This is a genomic window from Bacillus sp. RC240, from assembly GCF_044907945.1.
GTDB lineage: Bacteria > Bacillota > Bacilli > Bacillales > Bacillaceae_G > Bacillus_A > Bacillus_A mycoides.
The window spans coordinates 366,385-383,527 of the sequence record NZ_JBIYCT010000002.1; the positions used below are offsets into that span (position 1 = coordinate 366,385).

Here is a 17,143-nt window from a genome sequence, read left to right on the forward strand (position 1 = left end):
CTATTTGGTTTATTTTGAAGCAGTCGCAACTGCCAATGCTAATGAATATACTTTTGTTTCTGCTGAATCAGCACGTGATGTTAAAACAATCGGTGCTTTAGCGCCAGCAATCATCGCTCCTACCTTTGCATTTGCAAAATAGACGAGTGATTTATATAGCACATTTCCAGCTTCAATCGTTGGGACGAGTAAAATGTCTGCCTTACCTGCTACATCACTTACTATGCCTTTATGTTCTGCTGCAATTTGTGATACTGCATTATCTAAAGCAAGTGGTCCATCAACGACACAATTTTTAATTTGTCCGCGGCGATTCATTTGAGTTAACATCGCTGCATCAATTGTCGCTTGCATCGCAGGATTAACAACCTCTACCGCTGCAATTGGCGCTACCTTTGGCAAATCAATTCCTATTGCCTTGGCAACTTCTACAGTATTTTGTATAATAGCAGCTTTTTGTGTTACATCAGGTGCAATGTTCATCGCTGCGTCTGTAACAAAAATAAGACGATCGTAATTTGGAACTTCAAACGCTGCAACATGTGAAAGCACGCTGCCCTTACGAAGTCCCCACTCTTTATTTAATACAGCTTTCAAAATATTTGCTGTTGGGATGTTCCCCTTCATTAGCACATCTGCTTCGCCATTGCTTACAGATTTAACAGAAAGTTCTGCAGCCTCAGCACTTGACGCTGCTGCAATCACTTCAATATGTTCTGAAGTTTGTAACCCATGCTCTTGTAGCATCCCTATTATTTTCTCTTGATTTCCATATAGACGAAATTGAGCTAGCTGTAACTTGATTGCTTTCGCTACAGCTTCAATTACTTCATGATCTTCAGCTACTGCTACAGCCACAGTTTTTTTAGGCTGTCCTGCTGCTTGATCAATTAAGTGTTCTAACTTCATATTTTGTAATCAACCCTTTCCGTCGTCCCTCGTCTATTCATTAAGCAAATACCGTGCCAACTTTCAAAAGTGGTCTTACCAATAATGAAAACGCATTCAAAATGCAGTGAAATCAATACTTTGTAAAACAACGAAATATTCTGTCTCGTTTTGTCGCTTTTTGTATACCACGCAATAAATTGCACGGTACGCAATTTATTGCATGCTATTTTTTGCACAGTTATACTTTTCTAGCTTGTAATATAAGTTTCGAACTGAAATTTCTAACGCTTTTGCAGTCTTCGTTTTGTTCCCATCAAATTTCTCTAAATATTCACGGATAATATTCCCCTCAAATTCTGTCACTAGGTGTTCAAGGGCCTTCTCTTCTAATTCAGGTAATAAATTATTTTGTTTCGTCTCTACTTGTTCTTCTTTATGTAAAGGCGGTAAATGATGTACATCAATATATATTTCGTTATAATTCATAAAGATAATAGCTCGTCCTAAAATATTTTCAAGTTCCCTAACATTCCCTGGCCATTCATATGATTGTAAATACGAAACGGCTGAATCGGTGAGTCCTTCTACATTACGACCATAATCTTGATTAATTTTTTGAATTAACCTTTCTGCAATCGCTGGTATATCTCCTTTACGCTGACGAAGGGAAGGAATTTGAATCGGGATTTTATTTAAACGATAATATAAGTCCTCTCTGAACTCTCCTTCTAGAATGCCCTTTTCTAAATTCACATGCGTTGCTGCAATTACCCGGACATTAATAGGTATCGCTTTCGTTCCCCCTACTTTCACAATTTCTTTTTCTTGTAGCACACGAAGGAGCTTCGCTTGCGTATTTGCAGATAACTCTCCGATTTCATCTAAAAAAATACTTCCATTATTCGCTTCTTCAAAGAATCCTCGTTTCCCGCCTCTTTTCGCTCCAGAAAACGCGCCTTCCTCATAACCGAATAATTCACTTTCTAATAAGGTCTCAGAAATAGCAGCACAGTTTACTCGTACAAACTTATTGTATTTTCGATTACTACTGTTATGAATAGCGTGTGCAAATAACTCTTTCCCCGTACCAGATTCCCCTCTAAGTAATACTGTTGCCGGTGTATTCGCTCCAAGTTTTGCTTGTTCAATAGCTGCCGTCGTTTCATCTGAATCACCAACAATATCATCAAATGAATATTTTGCTTCTAACGTTCGAATAATTTGTCTTGCCCTATTCAATTCATTTGTTAACTTTTGAATTTCTGATACATCGCGAATTACCCCGACGCTCCCTTTCAATATTCCATCGACAATAACCGGTGCTACGTTTACAATTACATCTCGCTTTTTTTGCCCAATCTTCATATGTATTCCTCGTACCGCTCGGCGCGTCCGAAGTACTTTCATATGCATACTTTCACCTTCCACAATATCAGTTGTAGCCGGCTTCCCAATAATTTCTTCTTCAGTCAAACCCGTTAACTTCGTATAAGCAGGGTTTATAACTAGTCCTCTTCCTTTCTCATCAACAACCGAAATTGCTTCCTCAGATGAGTTAATAATCGCCTCAAGTAGCGTTTGAATTTCTTTTAAGTCTGTAACTTCTTCCGCTAAATCTACAACTTCTGTAATGTCTTTAAAAATCGCAAATGCCCCTTGAACCTCTCCACCTTCTTTTAATATCGGAATACGCGTTGTAATAATCTTTTTTTCATTCTCTAACGTCAGTTCATGATTCACTTCTATTTTTTTCGTGCGTATAATACGAAGCAACTTACTCGTTGGAATAACTTCTAAAATATATCTCCCTATTGCTTCCTCTTTTTTATATCCAGTAATACGCTCTGCGCTTTTATTAAACAGACGAACTTGTCCCTCTTGGTCTATAACAATCATACCGTCATGCGTTGAATTTAAAATTAAATTCCCTTGTTGCGTCTGTTCTTCTAGCTTTCCAATTAAGCTTTCCTTCTCATGCGCTAGTCTCGTAACAATTTTTGCAATATCCCCTGGTATAAGAAGGGTGTCTTTATGCTTGCTTCCCAATAAAACTTTATGTAAATCATAATCACCTGTCATATCAAACATTACATCAATATGCATAGAAAGAAACGGAGTTACACTATCACCAATCGGAACCCCATATTCCTTTGCGATTTGTAATCCTTTCGCAATTGGATTACTATCAATAACTCCTATAATTTGAAATATATTCGAATTTTGCAACAGACTCAGCAGTGTACTCCCACCTTCACCTGCTCCAACAATTAACACATTTTGTTTCATACATTACACTTCCTCTCGAAGTATCTCTGCAAAATTTTTCACATTCTTATCTTACTCGTTCAGCAACCTCTTGACAAACCCCCATTCCATATAACATCATTAAAATACACAAAATAATCTGAAAAGGAGCGTTATATATGCAGCGTTACCTCGCTCTATTATTAGCACTCATCCCCATTTCATTAGCCGTGCTTGGTATTAAACTAATGAGAGATACTGTATTTGGGATTTTGTTCTCCCCAATCCCTATATTATGGTTACAATTTTTAATCGGCGCTCTTTGCTTCGCACTCGGGTTTTATATCTTCGGCGGCTTCGTCTTACACAGAGATCGTAAGAGAAATAAAGTACAAGCACGCTTCAGAAGATAAAACAAAGTTTTCACATATCATAAATAAAAAATGAGACCATTATATTAGGTCTCATTTTTTTATCGGTAATAAAGTTCTTGCTGTTTCAGGATAATCAGTAATAATCGCTGATATATTCATATCAAAATATTTACGCATAAGCGTTTCTTCATTTATCGTGTAAGGACGAACCTCCACACCACTTCCCATCGTTAATTCAGCGATAGCATCTTGAAGATAACGATAATTCGGATGTACTGCAGTAGCACCCATCTTTTTTGCATATGCCCATGGGCTATGCAAACCTTCACGATACAAAATAGCTGTTTGAATATCAGGAGCCATCATATGACATCGCTTCATACTGTAGTGATTAAAAGAAGAAAACACAATCCGATCCTCTAGACTAAACTTACGTACAAGTGTTATAACCTCTTCTTCTAAACCTCTGTATGGGATTTTATTATTTTTCAGTTCAATATTGAGTAGCAATTTCGTTTTTGCGAGCCATTCTAACACCTCTTCTAGAAGAGGTATTTTGCAAAAACCTACTTTGTCACCGAATTTATAACTCGCATCCAACTTACATAAATCCTCATATAAATAATTTCGAACCGCACCTTTTCCATTTGTTGTCCGATCCACCGTTTCATCATGAATAACGACAACTTTTCCATCTTTCGTGAATTGAACATCGAGTTCAATTCCATCTGCCCCGAAAGCCTCTGCTGCTTCAAATGAAATCATTGTATTTTCCGGATACGTTCCCGCCGCACCACGATGCGCAAATATAAGAGTCATCCTCACTCCCCCAATCTTATGCTATACTATACGAAAAAGGAGGTACTTCTATGAGACCATTACAAATTTCTCCAGACACTGCAGTCCGCCTATCAAAAGCGTTAGGTGTTCCACTTGAACAACTTATGCATATGCCACAGCATATTTTAATCCAAAAGTTAGTTGAATTAGAAAAACAAAATAAAGACGAAGAATAATATAGTCCTGTTTTGCAGGGCTTTTTATTATCATCTATTATATCATGGATGACTTCCCCGCTAAAATCCTTTAATAGATGTACTACGATGCGATTTAGCCTTTACTTCATCATTTAATAATGAATTATATATCTTCTTTTTTGTTACAAGTCATAAAGAAAGCAGAATATTTATTCACAAGTCACCATTGCCCCCTTAAAGCAAGGTAATAAAAAAACTAGAAGCCCTTCATATTATTTTTTATTGAATGTGCGGAGTATCCCCTGATTCGTATAGTTCTTTCGCTTTTTCCTCCCCGAATGTAGTTAAAATATAATGTTGCTCTTCTACCGCATCCATCGCTCTAGTGGCTTTACAAACATTACCCTCTTGAGCATCCGAGAAAAAATTGTGATCTTCTACAATTTTACTAAAATCTTTTTTCGCCCATCTATCAGCAATTGCTACAAGCTCATTTTTCTTCGCAAAACTACTCTTATTTATGATTTTTTTTAATTTTTCAGCGTTATTTTGAATCATTGGGATGGATCCCGATTTTCGTTCTGCCACTACTTTTTGATGAGTCATGTGATACATCGCTGTAATGACTTCGCTTTCAGTAGAATTTTCAGTAACATACACATCAACAAAGACTCCATCTACCTCTCTACCTACTATCGTTGGGTCTTCTTTTTTATCTATTTGAGCACTCATTTCTTTATCTACTGGATTATCGGCAAGCTCTAACATTCCAAATGTAACTGCAACAGCAAGAACTCCCATAGCTGCTACTATTCCTAGCCAAGTTAATATTTTGTTTTTCATTTTCCTTCTCCCTCTGTATACCTATTTAATTATCTTAAAAAACTCACTTATATGTAATATTACTAAAAACAGGTTTTATTTTCCATAATATCAAACAACCCTTTTTATCTACCGAAATAATTTTGATAAAATCGATATCACTTCTCCCTCTTTTTCTCAACAAAATAAAAAGACCAACGAATTCTAAAATTCATTGGTCATTAAATAAAAGTTTATTGGTTTTAAAATTGATATCGAGTATAAATTTCAAGAATTATTAAGCTCTACTAAAACTTAAATCCCTTACTACTTTTCCTCTCAGCTAGCCTTATGTTCAAGTCTCAGCTTATCCGCAACCATTGCGATGAACTCGGAATTCGTAGGTTTTGCTTTTGACATGGATACAGTATAACCAAATAAGGACGAAATAGAATCAATATTCCCACGGCTCCAAGCTACTTCAATTGCGTGACGGATTGCGCGCTCGACACGGCTTGCTGTTGTATTATATTTCTTTGCAATATCTGGATATAATACTTTCGTAATAGATCCTAGTAATTCGATATCATTGTACACCATAGAGATTGCTTCTCGTAAGTACATGTACCCTTTAATATGAGCGGGTACACCAATTTCATGAATGATACTTGTAATACTCGCATCTAAGTTTTTCGGTTTTCCATCGATTGTTGTTGCTGATCGGAAAGATGGTAATGGACGTTTAATAGTAGCACTTTCCTTACCACTAACTTGACGAATATGACTTGTTAAATTCTCCATATCAAATGGTTTTAATATGAAATATGATGCCCCTAAATCAACCGCTTTTTTCGTCACATCTTCTTGTCCGAATGCTGTCAACATAATAACGCTAGGTTGTCTTAACCTTTCAATATGTCGCATTTTCTCTAGCACAGCTAGACCATCTAAATGTGGCATAATAATGTCTAAAACGAGTATATCAGGCTGCTTTTCTTTCAATAAGTTTAAACATTCTTGACCATTGTAAGCAATTCCGATAACTTCCATATCATCTTGGGCAGCAACATAACTCTCTAGCATCGATACCAATTCTTTATTATCATCCACAAGACATACTTTAATTTTCTCCACAGTTTTTCCTCCCTTACCGAATCGATTCTTCCGACATGTGTAAGCTTCTAGGCTACATGAATTGTTCGACAATTGTGTGAAAATTCCCTTTAAAGTTTCTTACTTTCCGATAAAATCACAAAAAAATATGTTTATCGTTCATTTTTTTACTTTCGCAACACATTCCATCATAGAATTACAGCGAAACGTTCAACCCTTTGCTTATATCTTACAACAAAAAACAGCTCTTGCGGAGCTTTTACAAAATTTCAACGAATTTTTCAAAAGAAAAGCGAGCTAATATGTATTAGCTCGCTTTTTTCTCTTGATCATAAATATTAATTCCAGCCTCATGTAACATCCATTCAATATGAACACCGTATCCTGACGTTGGATCATTTACAAATACATGTGTAACCGCACCAATTACTTTCCCATTTTGTACAATCGGACTTCCACTCATTCCTTGTACAATACCACCCGTTTTTGCTAGTAAACGTTTATCTGTCACTTTTATAACCATACCTTTTGTAGCCGGGAACTTTTGTGGTACCGTACTAACAACTTCAATATCAAACGCTTCCACCTTATCTTGATCAATAACTGTTAATATTTTCGCTGGCCCTTCTTTTACTTGATGGGATAATGCGATAGGCATTGCTTTATCCATTATGCCGTTTGTCATATCTGTATTTAATTTCCCAAAAATACCATACGGGCTATTTATTGTAATATTACCAATCACTTCACGATCCGGTGAAAATCTTGCTAATTTTTCTCCCGGGTTCCCGTGACTTCCTCTTTCAATAGACGTTACTGTCGAACGCATAATTTGTCCATCTTCTACTTGAATTGGCTTTTTTGTATCATTATCGGAAATCACATGACCAAGCGCTCCATATTTCATGGAATCTGGATGTACAAATGTCATCGTTCCGATACCAGCTGCTGAATCACGAATATACAGTCCAATTCGGTAAGAGGATTCACCATTGTCTTTTTGTGGTGTTAGCTTAGCACGAATATATTTTCCATCTCTTAATAAAACAAGATTAAGCGGTTCACCTGTTTCTCCACTATTATGAATAAATGGTGCTACATCACTCATTCTTTCAATTGTTTTACCATTGATTTCAGTAATCATATCTCCAATCTGTACACCAGCTGTTTCACCAGGAGATACTTTACCCTTTTCAGTTTGAATTAAATGATGGCCTACAACAAGTACACCTTTTGTGTTCAATTTTACACCAATCGATTGTCCACCTGGAATAACTTTAAAATCTTTTAATACTTTCACATTTACTTTTTTCACTGGAAAACCAGCAAGTTGAAACACCATATCAGCTTCACCATTTTGGTGAGAATTTACCATAAGTTCTTGTTCATTTGAACTTACAGTAAACACATTACGATTTGTAGATGCAGCCTTAAAAACTGGTAATGATGCTATTTCTGATTGTTGTCCTTCAAAAACAACAAGTTGCTTCGGAGATGAAATAAACGTTCGAAGCGGTTTAAAACATCCAATAAAAACTAGAGAAACAAGGAGACAAAGACCTATTATTTTTCGAAATCTTTCTAATTTCAATTTGTTCACTCTCCTCGCTCCTACCCCACATTCAGCCTCTTGGCTTCACTTTTTAATCTCTCCTTGCGGCGCTTTATTTATAACCGGAAGAATTAAGAAATCGTCATTTGAGAAAAAAAAGCTATCCATTACTGGATAGCCTCTGCTGTCTGTTTGAAATGATGCGCTTGCGTAAGTAACTCTTTCGCATGCTCTGTCGTTAAATCTGTAATTTCAACACCAGAAATCATTCGAGCAATTTCTGTTACTTTTTCATCCGTACTTAACACAGTAACCGATGTAATCGTACGATCATTCGCCACTTGTTTTCTAATAAATAAATGAGAGTCCGCCATTGAAGCTACTTGAGGTAAGTGCGTAATACAAAGTACTTGCGAGTTTACTGATACACGATAAATTTTTTCCGCAATAGCCTGTGCAACCCGACCACTCACACCCGTATCCACTTCATCAAAAATAACAGATGCAACACCTTGATGCTTAGAAAAAATGCTTTTTAAAGCTAAAATAATACGAGATAACTCTCCGCCAGAAGCGACCTTTGAAAGTGGCTTTAACGGTTCACCCGGATTCGTTGAAATATAAAATTCCACATGATCGTAGCCATCAGCCGTAAGTTTTACCGGTATTCCTTCCACGAGAGGTTCTTCTACATTTCCTACCCTCTTCATAATTCTCACTTCAAATTTCGTTTTTTCCATATATAGTTCTTTTAATTCTTGATGAATAGCGCTTGTAAGATGATCTGCAAGCTCATGACGCATAGTACTTAACAACGTTGCTTCTTTTACAATAACACCTTCTAATTTCGTTAACTGCTTTCTCGTCGTTTCAATATGTACGTCTTTATTTTCAATCGTAAAAATTTCTTGTTCAATTTTATCAGCATACGCTAAAATCTCTTCTACAGTATTTCCATACTTTCTCTTTAACATACGGATTTCATTCAAACGTGTTTCAATTTCATCTAGACGTTTCGGATCGTATTCCATCATGTCTAATTTTTCTCTAAGCTGGTATGCAACTTCTTCTAATAAGTAATAACTATTCGCAATAGAATCATGATTTTCTTGATACGCTTCATCTAAGTGCGTAATACTCTCCATTTGTCCCATTGCATTTCTTACGTGGTCCAATCCCTGTCCGTCTCCACTTAACGAACGATACGCATCTCCTAATGCTTTATAAATCTTTTCAAAATTGGAGATTTTTAATCGTTCCTCAGTCAATTCATATTCTTCATCCATTTTTAAATCCGCCTTACGAATTTCTTCATGTTGGAATTGAATTAAATCTAGACGATGGGCCATTTGTTGTTCATTTTCACTTAAAGATTTCAGCTGTTTTTTTAACTTCTCATAGTCTGTATATACATTTTGATATATGCCCAATTGTTTAACAATGCGATTTCCATCAAAATGATCAAGCATAAACATATGACGCTCTTCATTCATTAAATCTTGTGTTTCATGCTGTCCATGAATATCAACTAGCGTTTTTCCAATCTCTTTTAATATGCTGAGTGTAACAAGTTTCCCATTTACACGACAGACACTTTTTCCGTTCGCAGCGATGTCACGCTTCAAAATAATCATGCCATCTTCTATTTCTATATCTAACTCTTCTGCCTTTGCGATACATGGATGTTTGTCATCTTCTACATAGAATAAGCCTTCTATCTCAGCCTTTTCTGTTCCATATCGAACAAATTCTGCTGAACCACGGCCACCAACAAGCAAACTAATTGCATCAATAATAATGGATTTTCCAGCTCCTGTTTCACCACTTAAAACGGTTAAACCTTTTTGAAAAGAAATATTTAATGCCTCAATAATAGCAAAGTTTCTGATCGATAATTCCGATAACAATGCCCCATTCACCTCGTTATAAACTAATCCCCTATTAAGGGCTTTTCTCAGTATTCTTCATTCAAATAGTTATACTATATGTTTGTATGTATAAATTACTCTTCTAACCCGCTCCATTGTACCAAACATTCGTTTTACGGGTCAATCCACCTATTTTCTAACTTCATTCAAAAAAAATAATGTATTGTATTTGAAAATCCGTATTTTTCGCCAATAAAAATATCTTGTTTACTTTCCACTTTACAGAGGAAAGTAAACAAGATTTTTCTGTTAAAGCATATTTAAGAAACGATCAGAGACAACACCTGTATCTTCAGGTGTACGGCAAATAATTAAGCAAGTATCATCACCACAAATGGTTCCGACGATCTCATCCCACTCTAAATGATCAATGAGTGCCCCAAGTGAATGAGCGTTACCAGGCAATGTTTTTAACACAAGCATATGTCCTGCCGTGTCTAATTTTACAAATGAATCCACTAGATTTCGTTTTAATTTTTGCAACGGATTAAATCGTTGATCTGCTGGCAAGCTATATTTATAGCGGCCATCATGTAATGGCACCTTCACTAAGTGCAGTTCTTTAATATCGCGCGATACTGTTGCTTGCGTTACATTAAACCCCACATTACGTAAAATATCAACTAGTTCATCTTGTGTTTCAATTTCTTTGTTAGCAATAATTTCCCTGATTTTAATATGGCGCTGACCTTTATTCATACATTTGCACCTCACACTATCTCTTACCATAGTTTAAACATTGGTATACTTCATTTATTTATGTTACCGTATAATCCATTACTTGTACACAATTGTTTTTACAATCATTATACGATTACAACAAAAAGAGGAACAACATATGTTATTCCCCTTTCCCTTTTTGTTTTAGAACATCATGTGCTTCTGTAACAACTTGCTCAATAGAAACCGGAGAATGATTTTCGCCATTCTCACGCTCACCGTGCCACTTTAGATGAATTAAAAATTCAATATTTCCATCCCCGCCTGTAATTGGTGAGAATGTTAAACCTTCGATATTATAGCCTTCCTTAAGAGCAAAATCGACAATCATTTCCACGACAGCTTCATGTACTTTTCTATCACGAACAATGCCTTTTTTCCCGACTTGTTCTCGTCCAGCTTCAAACTGAGGTTTAATCAATGCAGCTACATCACCATTTGGCATAAGCATTGTTTTTAAAACCGGCAATATAAGCCTTAATGATATAAATGAAACATCAATACTTGCAAACTGCGGTAAACCACGCTCTAAATCTGCCGGTGTCACGTAACGGAAGTTCGTTCGTTCCATCACAACAACACGCTCATCTTGACGCAATTTCCACGCAAGTTGATTATATCCTACATCTAATGCGTAGGATAACTTCGCCCCATTTTGAAGCGCACAGTCTGTAAAACCACCAGTTGATGAACCAATATCTATCATAACCTTATCTTGTAAATCAAGTTGAAATGTTTCTAATGCCTTTTCAAGCTTATAACCACCACGGCTTACATACGGCATGACTTGCCCTTTCACCGTAATCTCCGTATCTTGTGAGATTTTCTCCCCTGGCTTATCGAGTCTCATTTCATTCGCATATACAAGACCTGCCATAACAGCACGTTTAGCCTTCTCACGCGTTTCTATAAGCCCTCGCTCTACTAATAGTACATCTACTCTTTCTTTTTTTACGCTCATTTGTTACGCCCTTTTTTGTTTTGATGGAATCATTGTATGAATACGGTCTACAACAGCATCTGTTGTTAAACCAATTTCTTCTAACAGTTTTGTTACACTACCATGCTCTATGAAGCGATCAGGAATACCCATTCGTTCAATTAAAGCACTATGGTATCCGTTCTCAGAAGCAAATTCAACTACTCCCGTTCCAAAGCCACCGATTAAACAAGCCTCTTCAATCGTTAAAATCGGTATATTTTTCCCTAAAAGCTCATGTAAATATGCTTCGTCCATCGGCTTAATAAAGCGAGCATTCACTACTTTCACTGATATTCCAGCTTGTTCAAGACGCTCAGCTGCTTCCATTGCCATCGGGATTGTCGTACCAAACGTTAAAATTGCTGCTTGTGTGCCTTCTTTTAACGTTTCCCATGTACCGATTGGAATCGCCTTTAATTCTTCATCCATTTGAACGCCAAGTCCATTTCCGCGTGCATAACGTAAAGCAATCGGCCCATCTTCGTATTGCATCGCTGTATATACTAAATGTTGACCTTCATTTTCATCTTTCGGCATCATAAGCACCATATTCGGCAAGTGACGTAAAAACGCGATGTCAAATACACCTTGATGCGTTTCACCGTCTGCTCCTACTAATCCAGAGCGATCTATTCCAATAAAAACGTTTAAATTCTGGCGACAAATATCATGAACAACTTGGTCATATGCTCTTTGTAAAAATGTTGAATAAATTGCTAAGAACGGCTTCATCCCTTGTGTTGCCATACCAGCTGCCATTGTTGTAGCATGCTGCTCTGCAATACCTACATCAATCATGCGATCCGGAAATTCTTTTTGGAATTTCTCAAGTTTCGATCCAACAGGCATTGCAGGCGTAATTGCAACGATACGTTCATCCGTTCTCGCTAGCTTAAGCACTGTTTCACTAACAACAGCACTCCATGCTGGTGCAACTTCTTTCGGTTTAACGAAGTCACCTGACTCAATTTTATACGATCCTGTTCCATGCCAAGTTCCAATAACGTCACTTTCAGCTGGTTTATAACCTTTTCCTTTTTTCGTAATAACATGAACAAGTACTGGGCCTTTTGTTTTCTTTGCATATTGCAACGTTTCGAATAACTTTTCATAATCATGCCCATCGACCGGACCTAAATATGTAAAGCCTAATTCTTCAAAAAAGACGCCTGATACTAGTAAATATTTTAGACTATCTTTTATTTTCTCTGCTGTCGCAGCAACTTTCCCACCGACTGCTGGGATTTTCTTCAATATATACTCTAGTTCATCTTTTACCCAATGGTACTTCCCTGCGGTACGTAAACGACCAAGTACATTATGAAGTGCACCGACGTTTGGTGCAATTGACATTTCATTGTCATTCAAAATAACAATCATGTCCGTTTTTTCATGCCCAATGTGGTTCAATGCCTCTAAAGCCATTCCGCCTGTTAATGCACCATCGCCAATGATTGGTATAACGTATTCTTCCGTTTTCTTTAAATCACGTGCTAGAGCCATTCCCATTGCAGCAGATAACGACGTTGAACTATGACCAGTTTCCCAAACATCATGCTCACTCTCACAGCGTTTTGGAAAACCACATAGACCTTGGTATTGCCTTAATGTGCCGAATTCTTTCGCACGCCCTGTTAAAATTTTATGTACATAGGATTGATGTCCTACGTCCCATAAAAACTTATCTTTCGGACTATCAAATAATTTATGCAGAGCAATTGTGAGTTCTACTACACCTAAATTAGGTGCAATATGTCCACCTGTTTGAGAGAGCTCTTCAATTAAAAACTTACGAATATCCTCACTCAACCCCTCTAGTTCACTGATAGACATATCTTTCAAAAAACTAGGGTTTTGAATTTGCGTTAGATCCACATGGATCACTCACTTTCATTTCATAATCTGTCAACATGTCAAATATTATAAGAAACATTTACACAACACAAGAAATTATCTTTTCTATTCTTTTTATCTTGTCCTGCTTTCAGAAAACACTTCCATTTTTTCACTTATCATATTATACATCATATTTCTTTACGTGATGAAAAAAATAGCCGCTAACACGAAGTGATAACGGCAATGTAATCTACATATATTTTTGCCAATAACAAGAAAAGAAAAACCTTTTCCTACATTTATATCATAAAATGATGAATGACTCAACAAATGGAAACGCTGTTATATTAGTTATTACGTTTTGCGATTAAATCACAAATAGATAGTAAATATTCATCTTGTAATTGTAAGGAGCTAATAGAATCTTTTGCTTTTGCAATTTTCTCCTCTAAAATAGATTTTGCTCTATCTACAGTAAATAACGTCGTATATGTGCTCTTCTCGTTGGAAGCATCACTACCAATCGGTTTTCCAATCTCTTCTTCTGTTCCTTCTACATCCAAAATATCATCTCTAATTTGGAAAGCTAGACCGATATATTTCGCAAATGCAAGTAACTTCTCTTCTTGCTCTTCTGTAGCATCAGAAAGTATCGCGCCTGCAAGTACAGCAAACTCAAGCAGTTTACCTGTCTTATGATTATGAATGTACTCTAATTCATTAATTGTAAGTCGTTTTCCTTCAGCTTCCATATCTGCCACTTGTCCAGCAACCATTCCTTCAGGTCCTGCTGCTTTCGCAAGCTCAAGTACAAGTCTTACTTTTTTTTCAGCAGAGATTTCTTTTTGCTCATATGCCATAATAACTTGAAAAGCATATGTCAACAAACCATCTCCCGCTAAAACTGCCATTGCTTCACCAAATACTTTATGATTTGTAGGCTTTCCTCGTCTTAGATCATCATCATCCATACAAGGTAAATCATCATGAATTAACGAATATGTATGAATCATTTCAAGGGCACAAGCTGCACCCACTCCAAGATTTCTTTCTTTCCCAAACGCTTGTAACGTTGCAAATAAAAGTAACGGGCGGAGACGTTTCCCACCCGCTTCCAAAGAATATGCCATCGCTTCACGAAGCACATTTGGACATTGTAATTCATTTGCATAGCTAACAAGCTTTTCTTCTACGAAAGTTTTACTCTCTTTCAAAAAAGCATCAAAAGCTATATGTGTCACTATGCTTCATCTCCTAAAGCAGTAAACGGTTTAAGCTCTCCATCTTCCCCAAGGATAACTGCCATTTGTTCTTGTACATCTTTCAATTTCTCATCACAAAGCTTAGATAATTCCATGCCTTCCTTAAAATAAGAAATTGCTTCCTCTAAAGGTACATCACCTTGTTCAAGCTTAGAAACGAGATGCTCAAGCTGCGAAATTGCTTCTTCAAAGCTTAACTTATTTTCCATTATTCAATTCACGCTCCTCTATGCTTGATACACTACAATCTAGTATTCCATCTTGTAATTGAACCGAAACAGCATCTCCAAGGCTAACATCTTTCACGCTTTTTAATACTTGTTTCTCTTCATCGTATACAAGCCCATACCCTCTCATCATTACTTTAAGCGGGCTTAATACCTCAAGCTTTTGAGCCGCTCTCACAAATACGAACTCCTTCGTTTGAAGTAATGTTTGCATTTCACGTTGCAACTGCTTTTGCAACGTTTCAATTGCCGTTTTCGTTTGTATAATTTTTTGAGATGGGTGGTGCTTTTCTAAATAAAATGAAAGTTGCTTTAATTGATTTACTTTTTTATCTATATAACGCTCTTTCGCTAAAACAAGTTGTTCAAGAGCCCTGTCTAACTGCTCTTCTTTTTGCTCGTACACTTGCCTTGGATAACGGAACGCATAAGATTTTTGTAACACTTGCAGTTTTTCTTCTTTTTTATGTACTCTCTCTCTCATTGCTCTTTGCAATCTCAGAGTTCTTTGTAATACCTTTTCTTGTAACTCTATAGTATTAGGTACCGCCAGCTCAGCTGCTGCAGTCGGTGTTGGTGCACGTAAATCCGCGACAAAATCTGCGATTGTAAAATCTGTTTCATGGCCTACAGCCGAAATAATCGGAATCTCACTTGTGAAAATTTCTCTTGCAACTACTTCCTCATTAAAGGCCCATAATTCTTCAATAGAGCCTCCACCACGTCCAACAATTAAAACATCAATATCTCCCATTTCATTCGCTGTACGAATTGCTTGTACAATCGAGGGAGCTGCTGACTCCCCTTGTACAAGTACAGGAAACACAATAACATTTCCAATTGGATAACGACGTTTAATTGTTGTTATAATATCGCGAATTGCTGCTCCTGTTGGCGACGTGATTACACCTATTGTTTTAGCATACGGAGGAATTATTTTTTTATAAACTTGAGAAAACAAGCCCTCTTCCTCTAAACGAACTTTTAATTGCTCATAAGCTAAATGCAAGTTTCCAATTCCGTCAGGCTGCATGTCTTGAATATAAATTTGATAAGAACCACTCGCCTCGTAAACAGAAATCTTTCCTTTTACAAGTACTTTCATTCCATTTTCCGGTCTGAATTTAATGTTACGATTATGACCCGCAAACATAACCGCTGCAATTCTTGCATTTTCATCTTTCAATGTAAAATACATATGACCACGACTATGATATTTAAAGTTGGAAATTTCTCCTTTTAACCAAACAGACTGTAAATGCGGATCATACTCTATTTTTGTTTTAATATAGCGTGTTAACGCTGTAACGGTTAAATATTGTTTCTCCATTTCTCTCTCCTCATAGCCGATTCAAATTATTGACAAACAACACCTGCACGCTTTGCAGACTCCACAGTGTTGTGAAGAAGCATTGTAATAGTCATTGGGCCGACTCCTTTTGGCACAGGCGTAATGTAACCTGCAACGTCTAATACATTGTCAAAATCAACATCACCACAAAGTTTGCCTGTTTCTAAACGGTTAACACCAACATCAATTACAACCGCACCCTCTTTAATATAGTCAGCTGTTACCATTTTCGGTCGTCCAACGGCTACGATTAAAATATCAGCTAACTTCGATAATTCTTTTATATTTTGCGTCTTAGAATGACAATATGTGACAGTTGCATTTTCATTTAAAAACAGTTGCCCCACTGGTTTACCAACAATATTACTTCTTCCAATTACAACAACATGCTTTCCAGAAATATCAAGATTCGTTTCTTTTACTAATTCTAAAATGCCATGCGGTGTACATGGAAGGAATGTGTCTTGTCCCGTCATCATACGTCCTACGCTGATTGGGTGAAATCCATCTACATCCTTTTCCGGTGAAATTCTTTCAATGATAGCTTTTTCTTCAATATGTTTTGGTAAAGGTAATTGTACCAATATGCCATTAATGCGGTCGTCTCCATTTAAGCGATCGATTTCAGCAAGCAAACGCTCCTCAGTAATCGTTTCAGGAAGTTCTATTAGCTCTGAATAGATTCCTACTTGCTCACAGCCTTTTTCTTTTCCTTTTACATAAGAACGAGATGCTGGATCTTCTCCAACTAAAATAACTGCTAATCCTGGTACAATCCCTTGCTCTTTTAACTTCACAACTTTTTCTTTTAATTGTGCTCGTTTTTTCTCCGCAACTTCATTTCCTTTGATGATTACTGCTACCATTTTAAGTTTCCCCCTTAAA

At 36.7% G+C, this 17,143-nt stretch carries 16 protein-coding genes; 2 read left to right on the forward strand and 14 right to left on the reverse strand.

Going from position 1 to position 17,143, the window contains the following annotated elements; all coding sequences use genetic code 11:
* Nucleotides 1-9: 9 nt before the first annotated feature.
* Together yqiS and ABH955_RS09835 are read right to left on the reverse strand one after the other, a co-directional pair.
* The gene (yqiS, locus tag ABH955_RS09830) at nt 10-909 is read right to left on the reverse strand and encodes a phosphate butyryltransferase (protein WP_002190640.1); all 900 of its coding nucleotides are present in this window, start codon (nt 907-909) and stop codon (nt 10-12) included.
* A 195-nt stretch (nt 910-1,104) separates the two neighbouring features.
* Nucleotides 1,105-3,177, reverse strand: a complete 2,073-nt coding sequence (locus ABH955_RS09835; protein WP_404491076.1) for a sigma 54-interacting transcriptional regulator — start codon at nt 3,175-3,177, stop codon at nt 1,105-1,107.
* A 137-nt stretch (nt 3,178-3,314) separates the two neighbouring features.
* Between ABH955_RS09835 and ABH955_RS09840 the strand changes: the two genes are divergently transcribed.
* A complete protein-coding gene (locus ABH955_RS09840) occupies nt 3,315-3,548 on the forward strand; it encodes a DUF2627 domain-containing protein (RefSeq protein WP_001190193.1) in 234 nt (77 codons plus the stop codon).
* Between the two features lie 51 nt (nt 3,549-3,599).
* Here ABH955_RS09840 and ABH955_RS09845 read toward each other — a convergent pair whose 3' ends face one another.
* On the reverse strand, nt 3,600-4,328 hold the full coding sequence (locus ABH955_RS09845; RefSeq protein ID WP_002033957.1) for a glycerophosphodiester phosphodiesterase: 729 nt from the start codon (nt 4,326-4,328) through the stop codon (nt 3,600-3,602).
* A 50-nt stretch (nt 4,329-4,378) separates the two neighbouring features.
* Between ABH955_RS09845 and ABH955_RS09850 the strand changes: the two genes are divergently transcribed.
* A complete protein-coding gene (locus tag ABH955_RS09850; RefSeq protein WP_001247671.1) occupies nt 4,379-4,525 on the forward strand; it encodes a YycC family protein in 147 nt (48 codons plus the stop codon).
* Between the two features lie 240 nt (nt 4,526-4,765).
* Here ABH955_RS09850 and ABH955_RS09855 read toward each other — a convergent pair whose 3' ends face one another.
* The 11 genes from ABH955_RS09855 to folD form a co-directional block, all read right to left on the reverse strand.
* Nucleotides 4,766-5,329 carry a PRK06770 family protein gene (locus ABH955_RS09855; RefSeq protein WP_404491078.1) on the reverse strand — a complete coding sequence of 188 codons (564 nt, stop codon included), beginning with the start codon at nt 5,327-5,329 and terminating at the stop codon, nt 4,766-4,768.
* Between the two features lie 297 nt (nt 5,330-5,626).
* Entirely contained in the window at nt 5,627-6,421 is a 795-nt protein-coding gene (spo0A, locus tag ABH955_RS09860) for a sporulation transcription factor Spo0A (RefSeq protein WP_002015081.1), read from the reverse strand.
* A gap of 286 nt (nt 6,422-6,707) precedes the next feature.
* Nucleotides 6,708-8,000 (reverse strand): SpoIVB peptidase, encoded by a 1,293-nt coding sequence (spoIVB, locus tag ABH955_RS09865; protein WP_002015079.1) that lies wholly within the window; start codon nt 7,998-8,000, stop codon nt 6,708-6,710.
* 119 nt (nt 8,001-8,119) lie between these two features.
* Nucleotides 8,120-9,859 carry a DNA repair protein RecN gene (gene recN / locus ABH955_RS09870; RefSeq protein ID WP_404453997.1) on the reverse strand — a complete coding sequence of 580 codons (1,740 nt, stop codon included), beginning with the start codon at nt 9,857-9,859 and terminating at the stop codon, nt 8,120-8,122.
* 270 nt (nt 9,860-10,129) lie between these two features.
* Nucleotides 10,130-10,579, reverse strand: a complete 450-nt coding sequence (gene argR, locus ABH955_RS09875) for an arginine repressor ArgR (RefSeq protein WP_002015076.1) — start codon at nt 10,577-10,579, stop codon at nt 10,130-10,132.
* Between the two features lie 142 nt (nt 10,580-10,721).
* Complete coding sequence (locus ABH955_RS09880; RefSeq protein WP_002015074.1) at nt 10,722-11,561, reverse strand: TlyA family RNA methyltransferase; 840 nt, start codon at nt 11,559-11,561, stop codon at nt 10,722-10,724.
* Nucleotides 11,562-11,564: 3 nt separating this feature from the next.
* The gene (dxs, locus tag ABH955_RS09885; RefSeq protein WP_002129043.1) at nt 11,565-13,457 is read right to left on the reverse strand and encodes a 1-deoxy-D-xylulose-5-phosphate synthase; all 1,893 of its coding nucleotides are present in this window, start codon (nt 13,455-13,457) and stop codon (nt 11,565-11,567) included.
* Nucleotides 13,458-13,765: 308 nt separating this feature from the next.
* Entirely contained in the window at nt 13,766-14,659 is an 894-nt protein-coding gene (ispA, locus tag ABH955_RS09890; RefSeq protein WP_002015072.1) for a (2E,6E)-farnesyl diphosphate synthase, read from the reverse strand.
* Nucleotides 14,659-14,889 (reverse strand): exodeoxyribonuclease VII small subunit, encoded by a 231-nt coding sequence (gene xseB / locus ABH955_RS09895; RefSeq protein ID WP_000428422.1) that lies wholly within the window; start codon nt 14,887-14,889, stop codon nt 14,659-14,661. Before xseB ends, ispA begins: the two co-directional genes overlap by 1 nt.
* The gene (xseA, locus tag ABH955_RS09900; RefSeq protein WP_002015068.1) at nt 14,879-16,237 is read right to left on the reverse strand and encodes an exodeoxyribonuclease VII large subunit; all 1,359 of its coding nucleotides are present in this window, start codon (nt 16,235-16,237) and stop codon (nt 14,879-14,881) included. Before xseA ends, xseB begins: the two co-directional genes overlap by 11 nt.
* 26 nt (nt 16,238-16,263) lie before the next feature.
* A complete protein-coding gene (gene folD, locus ABH955_RS09905) occupies nt 16,264-17,124 on the reverse strand; it encodes a bifunctional methylenetetrahydrofolate dehydrogenase/methenyltetrahydrofolate cyclohydrolase FolD (RefSeq protein ID WP_002067081.1) in 861 nt (286 codons plus the stop codon).
* Between the last annotated feature and the right edge of the window lie 19 nt (nt 17,125-17,143).